The 22640-nt window shown below is 52.0% G+C and carries 12 protein-coding genes; 5 read left to right on the top strand and 7 right to left on the bottom strand.

Annotated features, from left to right (window positions below; all coding sequences use genetic code 11):
* Nucleotides 1-2: 2 nt before the first annotated feature.
* From DG177_RS01395 to DG177_RS01385, 3 genes are all read left to right on the top strand, one after another.
* A complete protein-coding gene (locus DG177_RS01395) occupies nucleotides 3-497 on the top strand; it encodes a hypothetical protein (RefSeq protein WP_337658423.1) in 495 nt (164 codons plus the stop codon).
* Nucleotides 498-565: 68 nt separating this feature from the next.
* The gene (locus DG177_RS01390; RefSeq protein ID WP_108809846.1) at nucleotides 566-1663 is read left to right on the top strand and encodes a hypothetical protein; all 1098 of its coding nucleotides are present in this window, start codon (nucleotides 566-568) and stop codon (nucleotides 1661-1663) included.
* A gap of 10 nt (nucleotides 1664-1673) precedes the next feature.
* Entirely contained in the window at nucleotides 1674-6824 is a 5151-nt protein-coding gene (locus tag DG177_RS01385; protein ID WP_337658422.1) for a hypothetical protein, read from the top strand.
* A gap of 31 nt (nucleotides 6825-6855) precedes the next feature.
* Here the strand turns inward: DG177_RS01385 and DG177_RS01380 are convergent, their stop codons facing one another.
* From DG177_RS01380 to DG177_RS01350, 7 genes are all read right to left on the bottom strand, one after another.
* Nucleotides 6856-8157, bottom strand: coding sequence for a 2-oxo acid dehydrogenase subunit E2 (locus DG177_RS01380; RefSeq protein ID WP_108809845.1), 1302 nt, complete (start codon nucleotides 8155-8157; stop codon nucleotides 6856-6858).
* Nucleotides 8154-9167, bottom strand: coding sequence for a transketolase C-terminal domain-containing protein (locus DG177_RS01375; protein ID WP_108812715.1), 1014 nt, complete (start codon nucleotides 9165-9167; stop codon nucleotides 8154-8156). The genes DG177_RS01380 and DG177_RS01375 overlap by 4 nt, the downstream gene beginning before the upstream one ends.
* An 8-nt stretch (nucleotides 9168-9175) precedes the next feature.
* The gene (locus DG177_RS01370) at nucleotides 9176-10465 is read right to left on the bottom strand and encodes a thiamine pyrophosphate-dependent enzyme (protein WP_108809844.1); all 1290 of its coding nucleotides are present in this window, start codon (nucleotides 10463-10465) and stop codon (nucleotides 9176-9178) included.
* Nucleotides 10466-10635: 170 nt separating this feature from the next.
* Complete coding sequence (locus tag DG177_RS01365; protein WP_108809843.1) at nucleotides 10636-13917, bottom strand: autotransporter domain-containing protein; 3282 nt, start codon at nucleotides 13915-13917, stop codon at nucleotides 10636-10638.
* A gap of 190 nt (nucleotides 13918-14107) precedes the next feature.
* Nucleotides 14108-15040, bottom strand: coding sequence for a thymidylate synthase (gene thyA / locus DG177_RS01360; RefSeq protein WP_337658421.1), 933 nt, complete (start codon nucleotides 15038-15040; stop codon nucleotides 14108-14110).
* Between the two features lie 137 nt (nucleotides 15041-15177).
* Nucleotides 15178-15711, bottom strand: coding sequence for a hypothetical protein (locus DG177_RS01355; RefSeq protein ID WP_337658420.1), 534 nt, complete (start codon nucleotides 15709-15711; stop codon nucleotides 15178-15180).
* 226 nt (nucleotides 15712-15937) lie between these two features.
* Nucleotides 15938-16432, bottom strand: coding sequence for an Lrp/AsnC family transcriptional regulator (locus DG177_RS01350; RefSeq protein WP_337658419.1), 495 nt, complete (start codon nucleotides 16430-16432; stop codon nucleotides 15938-15940).
* Between the two features lie 94 nt (nucleotides 16433-16526).
* Here DG177_RS01350 and putA point away from each other — a divergent pair, with 94 nt between their 5' ends.
* Both putA and DG177_RS01340 read left to right on the top strand, forming a co-directional pair.
* On the top strand, nucleotides 16527-20264 hold the full coding sequence (gene putA / locus DG177_RS01345; protein WP_108809841.1) for a bifunctional proline dehydrogenase/L-glutamate gamma-semialdehyde dehydrogenase PutA: 3738 nt from the start codon (nucleotides 16527-16529) through the stop codon (nucleotides 20262-20264).
* Between the two features lie 97 nt (nucleotides 20265-20361).
* A complete protein-coding gene (locus DG177_RS01340; RefSeq protein ID WP_337658418.1) occupies nucleotides 20362-22518 on the top strand; it encodes a GGDEF/EAL domain-containing response regulator in 2157 nt (718 codons plus the stop codon).
* Nucleotides 22519-22640: the final 122 nt, after the last annotated feature.

Raw genomic sequence — 22640 nt, 5'->3', positions numbered from 1 at the left:
GAATGATGATGAAAATCAATTTTTTCAAACGCTTAGTAGCATTTGCAGCGATAGTAATCCCGGGCATCACGCCTGGCATGGCTTTGGCTGCCAATAATGTCGCACTGACGAGCGACGTTTTTGTCGAACGCAAGGTCGAGAATCCGAACGGAAAAACTTCCGTCATGCTGGAAGAGCCGAAAACGGTCATTCCGGGCGATAATCTCGTCTTCGTTCTCAAATATAAGAATGTTGGCAGCACGCCGGCAACCGATTTCTCTGTCACCAACCCGCTCCCCAAAGCGGTCGCGTTCAATGGAACGTCTGATGGCACCGAAATTGTCTCCATTGATGGAGGCAAAAGCTGGGGGTCGCTTTCGGCCCTCAAATATACGCGCGCAAACGGGGAGGTTCGCCCTGCCCTGATGAGTGACGTTACACATATCAAGTGGAAATTTAATCGTGCCCTTTCAGTGGGTTCAGAAGGAAAACTTGTATTTCGCGGAACAGTAAAATGACCGCAAACCGTATCGGATCGCCGCGGGGGTGAAGGCGATCCACAGTTGAGTGAAACAGGAGATCAGTAATGACCAGTAAACTGAAACTTCTCGTTGCCACTGGCGCTGTTACTGCCGCAATGCTGGGTGCAAACCCGGCTTTTGCTGCAGGAACAACCGCAGGCGACGCGATTACCAATAATGTTACCGTAAACTATCAGGTTGGCGGCGTATCTCAGACGGCGGAAACCGATTCTGACACGTTCACGGTTGACCGTAAGCTAGACCTGACCGTTTCGGAAGCCAATGGCGCGGCCCAATCGGTTACGCCAGGCCAAACAGCAGGCGCGCCGAACCCGGCTTTCCTGACCTATACGGTTACCAACGATTCCAACGATGTGGTTGACTTTGAACTGAGCGCTGCTCAGCAGACCACCGGCACGGCAACGCCATTTAGTGGCACCGATGACTTTGATGTCACGGGCTTGCTGATTTTCGTAGAATCCGGCGCAACTCCTGGCTATCAGCCAGCGGAAGACACCGCGACGTTCATCGACGAGCTGGCTGAAGACGCCAATGCAACCGTCTATGTTGTGGGCAATATTCCTCTTGGACTAGCCACTGGCGATGCCGCAGGTATCACGCTGACCGCAGACATCAAAGAAGGTGCTACGGGCGGAAGCCTTGGTGGTGATTACACCGTCAGCGCGACCAACACCGAAGATGGTACGGTCAACGCAGCGAATATCGATAACGTATTCGTCAATGCATCGGCATCCGACACCGATAACTTCGTCATTTCCGCTGCAAATGTCAGCGTAGTGAAGTCCAGTTCGGTGCTTTGGGATCCAGTAAACGGTAGCACCAACCCGAAATCCATTCCGGGTGCGGTTATCGAATATTGTATCGCCGTGACCAACGCGACTGGCAGTGCAACCGCCACAAGCGTTAGCATTTCGGATGATATCTCCGCTCTGGACCTATCATTCTATGCAACGGCGCCTGGAACAGGCCCGGCCACAATTCCGGCTGCGAACGGTGTTCGTTCTGCCCTGGCATGTGATGGCACGGGTACCAATGCTGATGCGGGCACGCTCGCAGAAGCTGGCGGCGTGATTACCGGTGATCTCGGCGATGTCGCCGCAGGCGTCACCGAAACGCTGCTCTTCCGGGCAACGGTTGACTAGGAATTGAGGAATGCGGCGGCTTTCCGGTAGTTTCGGAAAGCCGCCGCTTCCCCTTTTTTGGATGCGTTGGTTAACCAATCTCATTAAGCCAGTCAGTCTGGCACTTGCTGCAGGAGCGATGATCGCGCCTGCCTCTATGATTCCTGCGCATGCCCAAAGCTTCCCAATCATAACCAATGTTGCGGAGGCCGAATGGGATGTGGGCAGTAGCCGCCTGCAAACCCCGTCCAATCGCGTCGACATTCAGGTCGTAGCACCCCCAACAGTGCCGCCTGAGATCACGTTATACCATTTTGATGATCCGCCAGGTGCGGAACAGCTTCGCCTTCCAGGCACCATCTGCAGAGGCTCCGGCGGCAATGTCCCCGTAGAGCTTCGCGGTGTGTTTGCCGGAACCAATACCGATCCGGCTGCTATCGCCACAACCGATAGTATCCGCGCCGGAGAACCATTAATTGTCTCAGTTCTTGCCCCAAACAAGAATTTGAGTAGTGCCGCTATCGACAGTTTCGATATTGTCCTCACCACGCCCTCTGGCGACCGTGAGACGATCAATATCGTGGAAACTGACGTAAATAGCGGCCGTTTCGTTGGCATGATCAATACCGCAGCGATACCGCCTGCGCCGGTTCAGGGCGATTGCGTCCTGTCCGTGCAGCCTGGCGATCAGCTCAATGTCGGTATTGATGAGGTCAGCGGTAGTGCCATTGGCACAGTCGAACTCGGGATTTTGATCGATCCCTTTGGTGAAACTTTCGACAGCGGCGATGGTGCCCCTGTCGATGGCACACGAGTGACGCTCATAAACGTCGCTACGGGCCTGCCAGCGGAAGTTTTCGGCGACGACGGCGTTTCTGTGTTCCCCAGCACAGTGATTTCCGGCGGATCTGTGACCGACAGCGGCGGCAATGTGTATGATTTCACCGAAGGCTTCTATCGCTTCCCGTTTGCCCGTCCCGGCCAGTATAGGCTGCTGATAGAGCCACCAGCGCCCTATACAGCGCCATCGGCGGCCACGCCCGAGGAGCTCGCAGGCTTCCGGCGCACGGACGGTCTGCCTTTCACCATTGTGGATGGCTCCTATGGCGGGATCATAACGCTAGAGGATCCGGCACCGGTGCGGGTGGACGTCCCGCTGGACAGGCCCGGCGTACCGATAACCATCACCAAGGAGGTATCCACTGCGATTGCCGTGCCGGGTGATGCCATTCAGTATCGGGTGACCGTGCAGAACAGCGATCCGGTGCGCACAACCGGTGCGATTACGATCGAGGACCAGCTGCCGAACGCGATGCGCCTGCGCATCGATACCGTTCGCTATAACGGATCTCTCGTAACGCCCATTGTGCGGCCCAACGGACAGGAATTTTCTGTCACCGTGCCCGCTCTCGCACCCGCGGGCAGCGGATTACTCACTTATTTGGCTGAAGTCCGTCAGGATGCCCAGCCTGGAGATGCAATAAACATCGCTCAAGCCCGCGATAATCGCGGTGCCGAAAGCCTTGTCGCCAGTGTGCCCGTGCGTATTGAAAGGGACGGCATCTCCGAAAGATTCACCATTATCGGCCGTATTACCGACGGCGGATGCAGTGTAGATCCTCGTAAAGCCGCAGGAATTGGCGGAATTCGGGTCATGCTGCAGGATGGAACCTATACCGTTACCGATGAAGACGGTCGCTATCATTTTGAAGGAATCAGGCCCGGCTTGCACGTCGTACAGGTCGATCCATCGACCTTCCCTGCCGATATGGCCCCGATTAACTGCGCGCAGAATACCCGCGCCGCTGGCAGTGATATATCACGCTTTGTCGAAGGCCGTGGCGGCGCACTGAAACGCGCAGATTTCCGGGCTCACAAAGTGGCAGCACGGGAAATTCAGACCATCCAAGCCTATCAGAAACCAGACATTGCTTCGGATGCAAAGGCCGCCGGCGCTGAGCGTAACTGGCTGGCTGGGCAAGCACCCGGTATCGCGTTTATTTTCCCTGAAACCGGCTATAATCCCCGGGTTAAGTCACTTCGGGCAGCGGTAAAGCATGGCAAAGGCCAGCGCGTGGAACTCTCTCTGAACGGAGAGAAGGTCAATCCGTTGTCATTTGAAGGCAAAGAGAAAAGCGCGAATGGGTCGGTACAGGTCAGCATATGGCGCGGTCTGGACATCAGAAACCGCAAGAACACCCTTGTTGCACGCGTTTTGGACAAAAACGGCACGCTGGTCGAAGAATTGACTCGCGAAGTGCATTATTCGGCCAGTCCGCTCAACGCGGAATTGCTCAAAGACAAATCTGTTTTGATCGCAGACGGTGTAACCCGGCCCATTTTGGCCGTGCGCCTGACGGATCGTGACGGCCGCCCTGCCCATCATGGCGCAACCGGCGACTTCAGCGTCCCTGCCCCCTATGCTCCCGCCATCGAGGTGGATGCGCAACAGGCGAACCAGCTTTCCGGCCTCGAACGCGGTGCCCCGGTGTGGCGCGTCGAGGGCGATGAGGGCATTGCCTATATCGAACTCGCTCCGACAACCGCATCTGGCTCTGTCAGCGTCACCTTCCCGTTCCGCGACGGCGAAGTAACGCGTGAGCAGCGTATCGAAACCTGGCTTGATCCCGGCGATCGCCCATGGACTGTGGTCGGTTTTGCAGCAGGTACCGTCGGCTTCAACACCCTTGACGAGCGCCTGGAAGACCTCACGGAGGATGATGACAATATCAATCTCGATGGCCGCGTCGCCCTTTACGCCAAAGGCCGTGTCACCGGCAAATGGCTGATGACACTCGCCTATGACACGGACAAGGAAGAAGATGAAACCCGCTTTGCCGGGGTGATTGACCCGCGCCGCTATTACACGGTTTATGCCGACCGTTCCGAGCAACGCTACGATGCCGCATCGGTTCGCCGCCTGTATCTCAAGCTCGAACGTCCGCAATTTTATGCGCTGTTCGGTGACTATGAAACCGGCATCAACGAACCGGAACTGGCTCGCTACCAGCGTGCCTTTAACGGCGTGAAAGCCGAATATCGCAGCGAACAGGTCAGTGCGCTAGCCTTTGGCGCGGATGCCGCCAATCGTTTCCGTCGTGAGGAAATTCAGGGCAATGGCCTGTCCGGTCCCTACGCTCTCTCCACACGTGACATAATCGCGAATAGCGAACGAATTACGCTGGAAACCCGCGACCGTCTGCGTTCTGACCGGATTGTTGAGCGCAAAGAACTAACCCGTCATATCGATTATGATATCGACTATCTCGCTGGCACCTTGCGTTTCCGTGAACCGATTTTGAGCCGCAGCAGCGGTCTGGATCCACAATTCATCATCGCCGAATATGAAGTGTTGGGCGTGGGTGGACGTGATCTCAATGCCGGCGGCCGGCTGACTTACGAGTCCAAGGACAAGAAGTTCAAAATCGGCGCGACGGCAATCCACGATGAGAATGAAAGCGTCAAAAGCGATCTTCTAGGAGTGGATGTTCGCTATCGTCCTAATCTGAAAACCGAATTCCGTGCAGAAGTGGCGTCCAGCGACAGCGAAGACAAAACCGCCGATGTGCTAAATGGTGAGCAGCGCGGAGCAGATAGCGCTGTGGCCTGGCTCGTCGAGGCTGAGCATCATGGTTCGAATTTCGATGTGCTTGCCTATGTACGTCAGCAATCCGCTGGCTTTGGCCTGGGACAGCTCAACGCGGCAGAAAGCGGCACACGCAAATTCGGCATCGATACGCGGGTACGCTTGAGCGACAAACTTTCGCTATCCGCCAGCGGCTATCAAGAGAATTTCCTGACCACCGATGCGCGCCGGCGTTCGGGAACAGCAGAGATTGAATATCGCAGCGATGATACGGCCTTGCGCGCCGGTGTCGTCCATGCGGAAGACAGATTGTCTGACGGCAGCGTCAATCGCTCTACACTCGCCCGCCTTGGCGCAACACAAAAACTATTCGACGGAAAGTTGGAACTGGACGCACAAACCGAGTTCGCATTGGGCGGTCAGGATGAAAGCATCGACTTCCCGGCCCGTCACAGCGTGACCGCTCGCTATGCGATCACCAACGATATCAAATTGGTCGGTACCTATGAGATTGCTGACGGTGAAAATATCGATGCACGCACCGCGCGTATCGGTGTCGATGTCGCGCCGTGGGATGGGGCCCGCGCCGTGGTCAGCGCCAATCAACAGGAAATTACCGAATTTGGCCCGCGCACTTTTGCGGCTTACGGTCTAACCCAGTCGATACCGCTGGATGACAAGTGGACGATCGATTTCTCACTCGATGGCAACGAAACCTTGGGGGGTTTTGACCGCAGCGATGTGATTAACGACGAACAGCCTGTTGCTTCCGGCGGTTTTCTCGGCAATGATGGTAGTTTGACGGAAGATTTCGTCGCCGTCACCGCTGGTGCGACCTTCCGCACCGATGATTGGAGCTGGGTATCGCGGGCAGAATATCGCGATGGCGATATTTCGGAACGCTATGGTTTCACCTCGGCCGTTTTGAAACAGATCGGTGAAGGCAGTGCTTTGGGAGCATTGGGCAGCATCTTTGTTGCCGAAGACGAAACCGGCACCAGCACGAGGGTGATCGAAGCGGAAGCCAGCTGGGCCCATCGTCCAGCCGACAGCCGTTGGTCGTGGCTTGAAAAACTCGAGTTCCGCGAGGACCGGGTGCGCAATGCGACCGCGGGCACGTCCGGACCGATTGGCGGCGCACCGCTTCTCGTCAACGGTGACGTTACTTCTCGTAGAATTATCAATAGTTTAAGCGTCAATTATACGCCGATTGACGCGGATGACGGAATTTTCACTGAATCCGGAGAATATAGCTTCTTTTGGGGAAGCCGCTATGTTTTCGATAAATTTGGTGAAGATGATGTCAAAGGCTGGAGCAATGTGGTCGGTGCGGACGTCAAGTTCGACCTATCCGACACCATTGATATCGGCGGCCAGGCGACTGCGCGGATAGGCACGGATTTCGAGTCCGTTGCCTATAGCGGGGGACCGAGCATCGGGATCACGCCGTTTAAAAACGGTTATATCTCGCTCGGCTATAATGTGGTGGGTTTTGAAGACCGCGACTTTGAAGAAAGCCGCTATACCAGAGATGGACCCTTCATCACCTTCCGCCTGAAATTTGACCAGCAAACCTTAGGAAGTTTGGGGCTTTAAGGGGTTAGTTGCGTCTAATATTCACTGCCTTTCAGTCAGCGAATAATAAAACAGGTGTCTCGAGCAAATGCTTGAGCGCTTGCACATAGCTGGCGGCATCATAGCCGTCCACGACCCTGTGATCACACGAGATCGACAGATTCATAAGCTTGCGCGCTTGAATCTCGCCGTCAATGATCATGGGGCGCTCGACGATCTTGTTAGGGCCGATAATGGCGACCTGCGGACGTTGAATCACGGGTGTGGTCGCAATGCCACCCAAAGGCCCCAGAGACGTCAATGTCAGCGTCGATCCCGACAATTCATCTGCTTTTGCACTACCATCGCGCGCAGCAGCCGATAAACGGCCGATATCTGCCGCCAATTGCCATATATTCTTGTCCTGTGCATCCCGTATAACAGGCACCATGAGGCCCTGTTCCGTCTGGGTGGCCATGCCCAGGTGCACAGCGCCATGACGCGTCACAAGGCCAGCCTCGTCGTCATAGGTCGCGTTGAGCATCGGGAACTGCGGCAAGGATTTGCAAATCGCAACGATCATCAGAGGCAACATAGTCAGCTTTGGCCGGTCACCACGATTGGCATTAAGGTCCGCGCGCATGTCCTCCAGCGCTGTCATATCAATCTCATCGACATAAGAAAAATGCGGAATATGGCGCTTCGATTCCGCCATGTTCTGAGCGATCTTGCGGCGCATGCCGATGACCTTGATTGTCTCGTCATCACGCTTCTGAGAGGCGCCAGCGGGACGATAGCCCTGCCCGCTGCCATAGCTCAGATAAGCGTCCAGATCACTATGCCGGATATGCTCACCCTGAGCCTTTACCAGGCTCAGATCGACGCCCAGATCCGCAGCGCGTTTGCGCACAGCGGGGGTCGCGAGAACCTTTGCCGATGGTGCGTTATCTGCTGCCATGACGTCACTTTGTGGTGGTTCCACCGCGTCTTTGGCAACTTCGGGCGCCGGCGTTGGAGCTTCGGCCTTTGGCGTACTTTCGTCTTTTATTTCAGTAACTTGTGGTGGCGTCATAGCGTCACTCTCGGCCGTCGCGCGACTTTGCGCCATGTCCTCTTCCGCGGCCCCTTCGTCAACTTCAGACTCTATCTGAACCAACATCGAACCAATCGCAATAATGTCGCCCTCTTCCCCAGCAACAGCAACAACCGTTCCTGATACCGGCGCCTCCATTTCAACCGTCGCCTTGTCGGTCATCATGTCGGCAATCTGGTCATCTTCCTCAACCCGGTCACCAACCTTCACATGCCAAGCAACGATCTCCGCCTCAGCAATGCCTTCGCCGATATCCGGCAGGTTAAAAGTGTATATGCTCATGATGTCAGCTCCCCGACTATCTTATCCAAAGCCTCGCCAATCCGAACCGGTCCCGGGAAGTAAGCCCATTCCAGCGAATGGGGGTAAGGCGTGTCAAATCCGGTAACCCGCTCAATGGGTGCTTCCAGATGATAGAAGCACCGCTCCTGCACCAATGCCGAAAGTTCTGCACCAAAACCGCTGGTTCGCGTTGCCTCATGAATGATCAGGCAGCGCCCGGTTTTCTTGACCGATGCTTCAATCGTCTCGATATCCAGCGGGACCAGTGTGCGCAAATCAATGACTTCTGCATCGATACCATGTTCTTCCACCACTGCGTTAGCAACATGCACCATCGTGCCGTAAGCCAGAACCGTCACCGCTTCGCCCTCCCGCACAATGTTCGCCTTGCCGAGCGGTATCTTGTAATAGTCCTCCGGGACCTCTGAAGCCTCAAATTTCGACCATGGTTCCACTGGCTTGTCATAATAGCCAGTAAACGGACCATTATAGATCCGCTTAGGTTCAAAGAACATTACAGGGTCATTGTCTTCAATCGCCGAAATCAGCAATCCCTTGGCATCATAAGGCGTCGAAGGAATAACCGTCTTTAACCCACAGACATGGGTAAACATACTCTCCGGCGACTGACTATGCGTCTGACCACCAAATATGCCCCCACCAAAAGGAGAGCGCACCGTGATAGCACTGGTGAATTCAGCCGCCGATCGATAGCGTAGACGCGCGGCTTCTGACACAAGCTGATCGAGCCCAGGGTAGATATAATCGGCAAATTGGATTTCCGGAACAGGCCGCATCCCATAAGCCGCCATGCCGACGGCCACACCAATAATCCCGCATTCGCTAATTGGTGTATCGAAACAGCGCGTCTTACCGTGCTTTTCTTGCAAACCAGCAGTCGCGCGGAAAACGCCGCCAAAATAGCCGACATCTTCACCCATGATGACGACATCATCATCGCGCGCCATCATATTGTCTAGGCCACTATTAATGGCTTCTATCATGTTCATGGTTGCCATTATTTGGATGCCTCCGCATCTGGCCATTTGATTTCTCGTTCCTTGTTCGCTTGCTCGCTCTGCTCTTTCAGATGCCAAGGCATTTCTTCAAAGACATCCTGGAACATCGTCTCAAATGGCTGGTGAAGCCCGTGACCCAATATGCCATTTTTCTCGGCTTCCTTGGTCGCCACTTTCACAGCCTCGATACATTCTTTGTCGAGTGCTTCATGCTGTTCCTTGCTCCATACACCGCGATGGATCAGATGCCGCTTCAGCCGGGTTATCGGATCACCCAAGGGCCATTCTTCGCGCTCTTGCGCACTCCGATAGGCGCTCGGATCATCGGAGGTACTATGTGCCTCCGCGCGATACGTGAAATGTTCAATCAAGGTCGGACCATTATTGGTGCGCGCACGTTCGGCTGCCCATTGGGTCGCGGCATAAACCGCCAGCGGATCATTGCCGTCCACCCGCAAACCGGCAATGCCGTAGCCTGCCGCCCGTGCCGCAAAAGTTGTCCGCTCTCCGCCGGCAAAACCGGAAAAAGAAGATATCGCCCACTGGTTGTTCACCACATTCATGATAATCGGTGCATTATATACCGTCGCAAAGGTCATCGCACTGTGGAAGTCGCCTTCAGCTGTAGAACCTTCACCGCACCACGTTGCTGCGATACGCGTATCGCCTTTGGCAGCGCTAGCCATCGCCCATCCAACAGCTTGCGGATATTGTGTCGCGAGATTGCCGGAAATGGAAAAAAATCCCAGTCGCCGCGAACAATACATGATGGGAAGCTGGCGGCCTTTTAACTTGTCTTCCCGATTGGAGAAAATCTGGTTGATCATATCGACCATTGGATAGCCCCGGACAAAAAGTATGCCCTGCTGCCGATAGCTCGGAAAACACATATCATCGCTATGCAGGGCCATGGCTGCCGCAACTGACGTCGCTTCTTCACCCGTCGATTTCATGTAAAAACTGGTTTTGCCCTGGCGCTGCATTCGGTGCAATCGGTCGTCAAAGGCACGCACCTGCGCCATGGTTTTGAGCATTTTGAGAAGCGTGTCGTCAGAAAGCTTCGGATTCCATGGACCAACCGCTTTATAGTCATCATCCAACACACGCACCATGTCGTACACCATATCGCGCATGCTCGCCGGGTCACTGCTCTCATCAGGCCGCGGTTGGTCGCCGGCCTTAGGAATTTCGACATCGCTATAGTCAACCGCGTCGCCTGGACGATATTTGGGTTCGGGAACATGCAAGGACAGTGGCGGCAAATTGGCTTTGCTATTTTCGTCAGCCATCCAAAATCTCCTGTTTAGCCAATTGCTGCGGTGCAACAATTGTTTCAATCGGTTGTTATATTATTTCAAATCATCAAAAAGGTCAATGTCGCTGTCCTATGCGCCTTCAATAAAAAAGGGGAGCAGATATCTGCTCCCCTTTTCCACTTTATCTTGGGAGATGTCTATATTCAGAAGCGTATAGCCATATTCACGACTGCACGATCATCTCTATAGATCTGCTGACCCAGCCTAGTTTCTATGGCAGCACCGAAACTCAATGGGCCGTTGGTCAGATTAAATCCTCCCTTCATCTCACCATAAGACGCATCCTGCAATCCTATGGGTAATGCGAACGGCAAGTTTTCGGCATCCAGGAATCTCACATTAAAGTCTGTATCATTCCCTGAAATCCGGTTCACATAGTCAAGTTTCATTTCAGGCTGGAATGACCATCCCGACGCAAAACCCATTTTTGTGTTACCGGAAATCTTAAGCCCAACTTTGGCCTCCAGACCAGACCGGCTGATTTCATCCACAGCCATTGCAAGACTCCCGGCGTTATCGCGGAAGCCATCAACACTATAGGACGAATAACCGATACTGGCGCGCGGCGTGAGCAGCAAACCATCAACATCGATATTATAGCCAGCCTCGATCTCGCTCGCAAAAGCCAAGGAACTCGTATCCAGATTATTCAGAGCAGTTCCACTGCTAACCCTGCTGTCGGAACCGATCCGGGAATGAGACATGGATGCTTGACCGCCGATATAGAAGTTACCACCGAGACGATAGTTGCCATAGACTGATGCTTGATTGGTCTCAACATTCGCCAGACTACCGCTCACTTGCTGGGCACCATCAGCGTAGCCAAAGGCCGTCCCGAAAGTTGTGCGGTCATCCAGACCGAATTCTAGCCCCATCGCGATATGCCAGCTTCCCTGTCTGTCCTCCGCACCATTGCCACCATAGGCCAATGTAGACTGGTTATATCCAGCCGACATAAAGCCGCTCATATTCTCTGGCAATTGGACTGCATTCCAGTTTGAAGACTGGTAGTTTCCGGCAAAGCTAAGTTGTGAGGCCGAACTATTGGTAATCTGTCGGTTATTCAAAACCCCTGGAGCACCAATAATCTTGATCCTGCCTTTCACACCGTCTTTGGCACCCAACAGCGACAGCCGATCAGACACAAGACTGCGCATAGCAGAACTTTGTTGTTGATCGAGCGTCGTTGTACGGCCCGCCTGGGTCGCCGATAGACTTTGGAAGGTAGCGTTCAACTGACCTGCCTCCATGACATCAATCAACCCAAACACATCACTCAAGTCAGAGTAGGAACTGCCGCGAGCTCCATCAAGCGCTCGGCCAAACGCCAATGAAAATGGATTGGTGACACCGTTACTGTTGAAGAAATCCGAGAAACGGAGAGCCCGCATTCTGGCGGTAACGTTGTTCGAACCGTAAATCAGCTCCGGATAAAGAACACCAATCCGGCCCACAACATCATCAAAGGTGTTTTCAACACCACCTTCGGCCGTAATAATCTCAAACGTCTGACCAAAGCGAGCACTACGGCGCCCAAAGGCATTCACCACAGCTGCGGTACCGCCTAGCGAAATGATGCCGGAGTTATCCGCGTCGCCGATCACTGCCAGCTTGTCATTACCGCGCCGGCTGACATCAAAAATTGCCAATGTTCCGGAAGCAAATATGACATCGCCTGCAATCGTCAGAGTTCCCCTGTCTCCAAAGTTGCGACCAGGCGCTATCGAACCATTGACAGACGTCAGGAATGTCGGATCGAACAACCCATTACCGGTTATTAGTCCTACACCGAGGAAGGCTTCACCGGTTGTCAGGGTGCCCCGAAGATCGAGCCAGCCACCGGTCTGTGTATAATCACCCCAGACTTTGAGGTTCCCACGCCTACGAATGTCGAGCCGAGCAGCGCCTTCGATATTTAGCCGGTCGATCGTCACATCGTCGCGAAGCCTTGTCGCTCCGTTTGCCGCTAATGTAACTTCAAAATAGCGTGCGCGAACGCCAGCTGATGGATCAGCGACCACATTATTCGGCACAAAATTGCGGCTACCCGGACCACCTTCTATGAAGACACTATTTGGTGTTCCTTCATCAAATTCTACGCTGAGTGTTGAGAGATCCAGACAGTCGTCCAGAAAACACACATTCCCGAATTTGGGTGTGTCACCCGTGACGCCTGGTGCCTCAAATCCAGGCAAGGCGTTGACGAGTTCACCATCAACACTAATGCCATAGTTCGGATCCATATCCTGCACCCAATGACGAGGGTTCATCCAATTGCGCGTTCCGGCGCGGCTGGAAGCATAGACATAGCTGTTATTTGCAACAATCTGATCCCAGAACAGATAAAGCGGCTGATAGAAGCTCTGTGTCCCGTAAGACGAAAAGGGTTGAAATGTCAGTGGATCCTCGGGATCACTTCCGAAAAATCTGGAACCACCGGACAATACCGACGTGATCACAGGCGTATCGAAAAGTTCGTCCGCGACCAATGCACTGCCGGAATCACCGCCAGCAGTAGTTCCTTCACGTGGCAGTGCAGCCCCATCGTAAAGATCGAAATCAAATCGACCATCTGTTGAGTCAAATACTGCTTCGCCGTCCGGGCTGTCAAAATCCGTGTTGTAAAGGGTTTGCGGTAATGCTGGATCACCGGGGCCGAAGAGAAAATTGTTCCTGTCATCTAGCGAGCTAGCGGACGAAATCATATTCTCTGCAATACGGCGACGGAAATCAATTCCAAGATTGGAACCGTCAGGCCCTAATCCTCGCGCGCCATACCCATTGATAACACCGTGTGTTTCTTCTCTCAAAGGAGAGAATAGGAGCGTCCAGGTCGGAACCCCATCAGCGTGTGTATCGAGCGTCGCAAGAGCAACATCTGCCTCGAGGAATCCGGTTGGAATTGAACGTTCATCATACCAGACTTGCTCCACATTATAGATATTGAAATCGACGTCAGTCTGATTTGCGGCGCCACCATCAAGTCCGACCCACCGTCTAACAGCAGGAAGATTATCAGCGCTAAAACCGAACGCAATCGCTGTACCACCCGTTGCAAATCCATAGCTTTCGGCCGCTTGGCTATTCACACAATGGGCTGCAAATATAACCGTCCGAGGATTGATCAATGTGCCAGTGCATAGGCCAAGCCCAAAAGTATTCTGGTCAGGTCGCGTGGTCATTTGTCCGACGCCTGTAACATCTACAATATTGTCAAAGACACCGACCGGGGGCGGGTCATCTAAAGTAAGATCGTCCCGAATTACAATACTGGGAGCATTTTCAACCATTACGGGACGAGATTGTGCAGTATTGTCTGCTACGTTCAGTTCTGTTTGAGCTTGTGCAGTTGCCGCCAATCCGGCGACACAAGCTGTTGCAGATACAGTTACGAATAAGGCACGACTAATGGTTTGAAGTGGCATTTCAGCTCTCCCTAAAGTTGGATGAACTACTCCGCACTACTATTTATTGAGAATCCCCTACGACTCGTCAATTCGATATTAATATCATACTTTATTGTAAACTTACATTCCCAGCTCGCAATAAAGTTGCTCAACCTTGTCCGGCAGTAACTGGTTGGCGCAATATTTTGACTTTTCCAGAACTTGTCTTTCAGACAGCTACAGGCGCAGAAATATGGGCCTGTGGAGCATAATCCTCAACTTTAAAATCGGCAATTTGATAGTGAAAAATGGATTCAGGTTTGCGTAGTATTTTGAACTTGGGCTGTCCTGATGGCTGACGTGATAATTGCTCCTCAACAAGCTCCGCGTGATTCAGATAGAGATGGACATCTCCGCCATTCCAAACTAGTTCACCAGGCTCAAGTTCGCATTGTTGTGCAATCATGCGAACGAGCAAGGCGGCTGAATATACATTAAATGCAAAACCCAACCCGAGGTCACAACTGCGCTGATAAAGCACTGCAGACAATTTTCCGCCAGCTACATAGAACTGATATGTTTTATGACAGGGCGGCAGTGCCATCTGATCAAGCTCAGCAACATTCCAACCCGTAAAGATATGCCGCCGCGAACCCGGATTATGCTTCAATCCATCAATCAACAGCTTGATTTGATTGATCCCTTTCTCTTCGCGGCGGTAAAGCCCCTCGCCTGCCGGCGTATAGCGAGGCCAGTTAACCCATTGCGTTCCGTAAACCGGCCCTAAATCACCCCATTGTTTTGCAAATTGATCGTCTTCAACTATCCGCTGCTCAAAAGCATCGCGATCAATATCTTCGCCGGTTTCTTTCCGATATTTATCCAACGGCCAGTCGGTCCAAATATGGACTTTCTGCTCTACCAGTGATCGGATATTGGTGTCTCCAGTCAGAAACCAAAGCATCTCCCGAGTGGCTGTCTTCCAGAAGACCCGTTTGGTTGTAAGGAGCGGAATCGAGTCATTTGCCAGATCGAAGCGCATTGTCGCTCCAAAAATTGATCTCGTTCCAACGCCCGTACGATCCGTCCGCTCATCACCATGAGTCCAAATGTGACGCATTAGATCGAGATATTGCTGCTCATAATGCTCGCCAGGAATCACAACTCTTACTCCAAATAGGTTTCGTACGACGCTATACCGCTCAACCGATATCCTCAACCTCACAATTGGATTGGATCAACCGGTTTCCAAGCTGAAGGCCTGAATAGGTGATCAGAACGCCCTAAAGCCGCAAGAGATTATTCCGCTTGGCCGATCGCCCAAGCCTTAAGATCATTCAAAATCCTTTTCTTCGACCGGTCGGCACAGCCAAAAACACCATTCAGTATTGCCGCCAGAAACTGACGCAGATCTATCAGTGCATAGGGTGAGCGGAACGCGTCCAACCCCTCGGGGGAGAGAATTTCCATCATATTTTTATGAGAGAGCAGCTTGACGGTCTGGCTCCAATCTTTTTCCTCTTTTAAGGACATCAGGTTGGATAATTCCACAATCAGGAAGCATCGAAAATCTTCATTCGCTTCATCTGAATTGCCAATAGCAACGCTTGCTACCGCCGACAAAAAAACATCCTCAAATTTTATGATTTCATTTACGCTCCGGTCTGGGGTGGAACCAATTTCCAAGCAGTCCAAGGCCAGACCAATCAGAAACAGCTCAGGCCACGAGTAGGAAGCCACCCTTCCCTTTCCTGTGTTGGCACCGGCGGGAAAACCAAGGCGCTGAAAATGCTGCAACCTTCCCCGAAAAGCGACTTGTTTGGCTTCTATCACCTTATGTTTGGTGGATAATATGTCCAGTATCTCGGCATGTGTGAATTCCATAGCCAGCCCCCTCGGCAACAAATGTCGACAAGAAACTGATGAACATCATTGTTCTTGTCTTAAACCCGTTCACCGACTGCTCAATTCCACCTGTTTTAACAAGGAACATTGAAACCAAATTGGACTAATCTCGACGCGGAGGCTCTGGAGATGGGACAATCATCCTCATAAACACCTATATTTGTCCACTAAGATCAACACCCAGGGTCCGCTTCACCTCTTCCATAACCGGAAAGGTAGTTGTTTGGTACACGCCAGGAAGACTGTTGATATCGTCGGTGAGGATGATGCGATACTCCTCCATGTTGCGGCAGCGGACCTTCAACAAATAATCGAAACCGCCAGCCATCATGTAGCAGGATTGAATCGCATCCATCTTGCTAACTGCAACATTAAACTGTTCTAAATGGCGGCGGCTGGTTGCTTCCAGCTTTACCTGAATGAATACAACATAATTTCTCCGAATTTTGCGCATGTTAAGACGCCCATGATAGCCCGTTATATACCCCTCTTCCTCCAGACGCTTGAGGCGGACCTGGCACGGCGTCTTGGATAAACCTACATGTGCCGATAGCGCCGAAAGAGAAAGCCGTCCGTCATTCTGAACGGCCTCCAATATACGCCAATCAAATTTATCGAGGCCCCTCACATCATTCATTTTATGGTCCATTTGGTCTATTTTATGCATGCTATTTAGTATATTGTTCTACAATAGCTCAAATATCAACCTCTGAATTCCTGCGGCTGAATGATAAATTCACCCAATGAATCAACATCTCGCTATCACCAAGGTCGATAATAACCTCCGAACAAAAATGGCCTCCGCTACGTGGCGGAGCGAGCGCGATTTGCATGAGCAGATGCAAAGAGAGCTTAATCTCGATCGCGCTGCGTGGAACCGGATATCAGAGGCTAGCACCTTGCTGGTTGAACAGCTCCGTCATTCTCAAAATCGGCCTTTGATCGATCAGTTTTTGACAGAATATGGTTTGTCGAGTGACGAAGGGGTGCAGCTGATGCGATTGGCCGAAGCACTATCGCGGACCACGAATGCAACTACCGCTGACGAACTTATCCAAGACAAGCTAATCGGCCGCGACTGGCTGTCTCATAGCGGCGTCGGACATACGCTAGCGATGAGCCTGTCAGGGCGACTACTCCATCTGACTGATCGCTGGCTACACTGGAACAAAAGCGCCAGTAACCCGCTCACAAAAGTCATTGCAAAAATAGGCAATGCCAAATTGCGCTTCGCGATCCGCACCGCAATCAAAGCGCTTTCTTCCCAGTTTGTGTTCGCAGAAACACTGGATAGCGCAATCAGGCGAGGCGAGAAATATAGTCGCCAAGGCTATGTTTTTTCCTTTGATATGCTGGGCGAAGCCGCACGCACGGCAACCGATGCGCAAAAATATTATAAGTCATATGCCGATGCATTGGATCGGGTTGCTGCCCACGCAGACTCCGATGACCCAAGCAGAAATCATAGCATCTCCATCAAACTATCTGCGCTTCACCCGCGTTATGAATTTGCACAGGCAGAGCATGCTGTTCCGGAAATAGCGGCAATGCTGCTTCCGTTGGCGATTAAAGCACGAGCGGCCAACATCCAGATCACGATTGATGCCGAAGAGACAGAACGGCTCGACATATCGATGGATGTTCTTGCCATGCTTGTCGCCACGCCCGAGCTGAAAGGCTGGAAAGGTTTGGGGTTCGTAGTTCAGGCTTATCAAAGGCGCGCCCTGCCCTTGATCGATTGGTTGGCCAAGCAAGCCGCTCAATTGCAGGCACCGCTTTTCATTCGTCTGGTCAAAGGTGCTTATTGGGATAGTGAGATAAAGCGCGCGCAGGAAATGGGACTCGAAACCTACCCGGTTTTTACCCGTAAGGAGATGACCGATCTCAGCTATCTCACCTGCGCACAAAAATTGTTAGCCAGCCCTGATCACTTTGTGGCTCAGTTCGCCACACATAATGCCGATAGCATTGCTGCTGTGAAGGAACTCGCAGGTCCCGAGCGCCCGATCGAAGTCCAACGGCTGTTTGGCATGGGACAAGAACTGCATGATGGACTTCTCGACCAACCCCAAATCTACAGTCGAATATATGCGCCGGTTGGCACCCAGAAAGACTTACTCTCTTATCTTATTCGGCGATTGTTGGAGAACGGAGCCAACAGTTCGTTTGTGCACAAGCTGGCCGATCCAAATATTGAATTATCGACATTGATTCGTGATCCGATTGCAGCATTGGCGCAACATCCGACCATCGCAAACCAAAAAATCCCGCCGCCGAAACAGTATCTGAGTAGTGAACGAAAAACCGCAAAAGGTTGGGATTTAGCGAACTCGATGCATCGCTTGAGATTTCAAGAAGAACTCAATACCGCGGCGAAACAAACACATATCTCCGCCCCGATCATCGCAGGTGCGGAAATTCAAGGCGATGAAGCACCTGTATTTAATCCAGCGATAACCTCAGAACAAATTGGCTCTGTTGTTATCGCGGACGAGAATGCGGCTAATATTGCGATGGTTACGGCTCAGGAAGCATTTAAAAGCTGGTCCCGTCGCTCCGCGGCAGAACGCGCCGGCTTACTTGAAGATGCGGCCGATCTTTTGGAAAAACGATCCGGTCTTTTTCATTATCTTGCGATCAAGGAAGCAGGAAAAACATGGGGTGACGCAATTGACGAGGTCCGCGAGGCCGTGGATTTTTGTCGATACTATGCTGAGCAGGCAAGAGCACCGTCTTTCAGCAAGCGCCAACCTCTGGGCGTGACCATATGTATTTCGCCCTGGAACTTCCCACTTGCGATTTTTCTAGGCCAGATCACCGCAGCACTTGCCGCAGGTAACACGGTGGTCGCCAAACCTGCCGAACAGACGCCGCTTATTGCTGCGGAAGCCATACGCTTATTGCATGATGTCGGAATTGATGGTGCAGCGGTTAACTTGCTTCCGGGTTCTGGCGCGCTAATAGGCGAGGCATTGATCTCCCATTCGCTGGCAGCAGCCGTCTGCTTTACCGGATCCACGACCACAGCCAAACGCATTACGCGAAGATTGGCTCAGGTCGGTCGACCGCTGACTCCGTTAATTGCTGAAACCGGTGGTATCAATGCCATGATTGTCGATTCATCGGCACTCCCAGAGCAGACTGTAGACGCTGTCATTTCATCTGCTTTTCAAAGCGCCGGACAGCGTTGCTCAGCCCTGCGAATATTGTGCGTACAGGACGACATCGCCGACCAGTTTATCGACTTGCTTCGCGGAGCAATGCAGGCCCTTAAAGTTGGCGATCCTTGGCATATATCCAATGATGTTGGTCCGGTTATTGATGCAGCAGCCAAACAGAACATCACCAGTCATTTGGACCGCTTGGACGAGATAGGACGAAAAATCGGCGTCTCATCAGAACTCATTATGGAAGATGGTCAATCAAACAAAGGACACTTTGTTAATCCGGTCGCATATGAGCTCAATGACATTTCCGATCTCGATCGCGAGATTTTTGGTCCCGTACTGCATGTTGTCCGCTTTAAGGCAGATGAGAAAATGGCTGTGATTGATAAAATCAACAATAGTGGATTTGGGCTGACTCTGGGAATTCACAGTCGCATTGACGGATTATCCGAAGACATGGCTGAACGCGCTCAAGTGGGCAACATTTACATCAACCGCAATCAGATTGGCGCCGTCGTAGGCGTTCAACCATTCGGTGGCCAAGGGCTGTCAGGAACAGGTCCAAAAGCTGGAGGACCGCTATATTTGCTGAGGCTTTCCAAAGGTGAAAAGTCTGACGAAAATATGATGGTGGAAAAGCCCATCAAAGAACCAATGGAGCATCAACGCGTTCCCTCTGTCAATTTTGCGAACTCGATCGCAGCTGGGATCAAGTCTCACGATCAATGGAGTGCTATTTCGTCTGACGACAATGGCCTGACTCTTTTGACGGAAGCTGCTCCAGATAAATTCGGACAAATCCTAAGTCGCGAACGCTCACTTCGAAATGAGATCCTAACCACAAATATCTCCCTCGCGTCTCCCGCAGGAGAAACGAATATATATAGTATCAAAGGGCGCGGCCTTGTTGTTTCCTTGCTTCAAGATCAAACGGCTGTCTTAACTGCCTGCGCTCGTGCCTTGGTCACCGGAAACAGTTTCCTGCAGATTGATCGGCAACAATCCGATGGGAATGTTGAACAGCTGAGCAACGCGATCAATGAAATAACCGGCATTGATAATTTGGTACAACAATCTGCGATCTCAGAACCGGAAGATATTTTCCGTCAGCTACAGGCCGGATTAATCGGCGGAATCATCGTCGACCCGATCGATCCAGCTATGATTGCCTTAGGAGCAGCAATTGCCGAAAGAAATGGAGCAATATTGCCAATTCTCACACTGCAGGACTCACATGATCGTTTCGTCCACGAAAAGACTGTGACATGTAATACGGCCGCCGCTGGCGGGGATGTTTTTCTGCTCAACGCTTGAGCGCTGTTTTTCCACATCTGGGTGCATAGAATTCAGAGCTTTACACAACCAATTATGTGTTAACCTTATTTTGATTATCGCAGCCTATTGCATCCCTATGACCACGCGTGTTCTTATCGTTGATGACCGGCCTACAAATCTCAGGATTTATGCCCAGTTCGTGACAATCATGGGGGAGAAATACTCTTCCGTGACATTTGCTGATCCTGTCGAAGCGCTAGACTGGCTACACAAAAATACGGCTGAGTTGCTGGTTGTGGACTATCGCATGCCCAAGATGAATGGTGCAGAATTCATCAAAAAAGTCCGCAAAATGTCGAGTTGCAGTGATGTACCGGCGATTGTCATTACGGCGCATCAGGACCGTGAATGTCGGCTGTCCGCACTCGATGCTGGAGCCACTGACTTTCTTCAAAGCCCGGTTTCGCATGTAGAATTTTGCAAAAGAGCGATGTCATTGCTCACCAAAAGTGAGAAAAGTGTCAATCTGCGCAAGCGCGCTTCCGAGATTGAGCGCAAACACGCGTCGGTTACTGACAATACCGAACATAGCGCTCCAACAAACAAGAGCATGTTGGAACAGATCATCGATACGATACCGATCATGATCAATGCTACAGATCGTTCGGGACGATGCCTGTTCACCAACGCTTATCAATCGGCACTGTTTGATAAAACGCCAGATGAAATGGTCGGAAGAGACTTTGGCGATTTGCTGGGCCCAGAATTAGCGCGAAATTCTGACCGTCGAAATAAGGTCGTTCTGAGATCTGAACAGCCCATTCCTCATTATGAAGAGAAGTTCACCAGTGACGGTGTGGAGCTTATTTTCCATTGCAACAAATCTCCGCTGCTCAATCACAAGGGCGAAACCATTGGCGTATTGACAACAGCGGTTGACATTACCGCCCGTAAATTTGCTGAAGAGCATCGCACCCATCTGGCCTTGCATGACATGCTAACCGGGCTTCCCAATCGCGCCTTGCTTGCAGAAAAGGTTCGCAAGGCAATCGACACCTGCCAGAAATCGGGAAAAGAGGCCGCGCTTCTTTTGCTTGATCTCGACCGGTTCAAGGTGATTAACGATACAAGAGGCCATCATAGCGGCGACACCCTTTTGCGGGAAGTTGCAGAAAGATTGTTGGATATTATCGGTCCCGATGATTTTGCAGCACGGATTGGCGGGGACGAATTTGCGATTATTCTCGGCGAGGTTGATGGTGCTGATACGATCAATTCTCGTTGCACCAAAATCCTGAAAGCGATCAACGAGCCCTATTCAATCAGCGGCATTGAACAGGTAATCGGCGCCAGCATCGGTGTCAGCTTAATCCCTTCAGACGGCAATGAATATGAAGAACTGCTAAGGCTCGCCGATCTGGCCATGTATGACGCAAAAGCCAATGGCCGCAATTGCCATCGCTTCTTCTCTGAGGGAATGAACCAGATCGCACAGGCTGACGCTGCGCTAGAGATTGAACTGCGGGATGCGTTGAGTCAAAATCAGTTCGTCCTTGAATATCAGCCGATAGTGGATGCAAAAACACTAAACTATGTCGGGTTGGAAGCCTTGATCCGCTGGGATCATCCGACCCGCGGACGTCTGCTGCCGGTTCAGTTCATCCGTGTAGCCGATGACACCGGGATTATGGACACTCTGGGCAAATGGGTTATCGCAGAGGTTTGCAGCCAGATTCGGCAATCAGCGGATGAGGGCGTCGAGCTTCCCCGCGTTGCCATAAACGTGTCTCCAAGACAGTTTCAGAACCAGAATGTCTGTGAAGACATACTCAAGAATATCGAACTGAATGATATTGATCCGTCGAAAATCGTGGTGGAGATTACCGAAGAACTCTTGCTCCATAACAATGATCACGTGAGCCAGACATTACATCGATTGCGCAAGGCCGGTGTCGGCATTTCTATTGATGATTTCGGAACCGGCTATTCCTCGCTGCAATATCTGCGTGATCTTCCGGCAAACTGCCTCAAGATTGACCGCACTTTTATATCGCGGATTGAACATTCTGCTGCTGATCGGGCCATTATTGGTACGATCTCGCATCTTGCCCACGCGTTAGATATGCGGGTGATAGCCGAGGGTGTCGAGAATGATGCTCAACTTGAGCTACTGCAGGTATCAGGATGTGACGAAATCCAGGGTTTTAAGATTGCCCGGCCACAACGTGCGGAAGACTTGCCTAAGCTGTTTCAAGCACAGCGCAAACATGTTTCTAGCTCGGCCGAAGGATAGTTTCCATGCTGTCCTTCACGTCAAGCACGCGTAAAAATAGTCACAAAAACAGTCATAAACACAAACGGTCCGGGCACCATCATAACCGGCACCATAATGATGTAATTACGCGCGGTCGGGAC

This window comes from Sphingorhabdus sp. Alg231-15 (assembly GCF_900149705.1).
In the GTDB taxonomy this organism is placed as follows: Bacteria; Pseudomonadota; Alphaproteobacteria; order Sphingomonadales; family Sphingomonadaceae; genus Parasphingorhabdus.
Note: the sequence above shows the minus strand (reverse complement) of the source record. Positions and strands in the feature narration are given on the sequence as shown.

Coding starts and splice junctions, on each gene's coding strand:
- DG177_RS01395 (WP_337658423.1), top strand. CDS start 3: ATGATGATGAAAATCAATTTTTTCAAACGCTTAGTAGCATTTGCAGCG.
- DG177_RS01390 (WP_108809846.1), top strand. CDS start 566: ATGACCAGTAAACTGAAACTTCTCGTTGCCACTGGCGCTGTTACTGCC.
- DG177_RS01385 (WP_337658422.1), top strand. CDS start 1,674: ATGCGGCGGCTTTCCGGTAGTTTCGGAAAGCCGCCGCTTCCCCTTTTT.
- DG177_RS01380 (WP_108809845.1), bottom strand. CDS start 8,157: ATGAGCATATACACTTTTAACCTGCCGGATATCGGCGAAGGCATTGCT.
- DG177_RS01375 (WP_108812715.1), bottom strand. CDS start 9,167: ATGAACATGATAGAAGCCATTAATAGTGGCCTAGACAATATGATGGCG.
- DG177_RS01370 (WP_108809844.1), bottom strand. CDS start 10,465: ATGGCTGACGAAAATAGCAAAGCCAATTTGCCGCCACTGTCCTTGCAT.
- DG177_RS01365 (WP_108809843.1), bottom strand. CDS start 13,917: ATGCCACTTCAAACCATTAGTCGTGCCTTATTCGTAACTGTATCTGCA.
- DG177_RS01350 (WP_337658419.1), bottom strand. CDS start 16,432: ATGGACCATAAAATGAATGATGTGAGGGGCCTCGATAAATTTGATTGG.
- putA (WP_108809841.1), top strand. CDS start 16,527: ATGAATCAACATCTCGCTATCACCAAGGTCGATAATAACCTCCGAACA.
- DG177_RS01340 (WP_337658418.1), top strand. CDS start 20,362: ATGACCACGCGTGTTCTTATCGTTGATGACCGGCCTACAAATCTCAGG.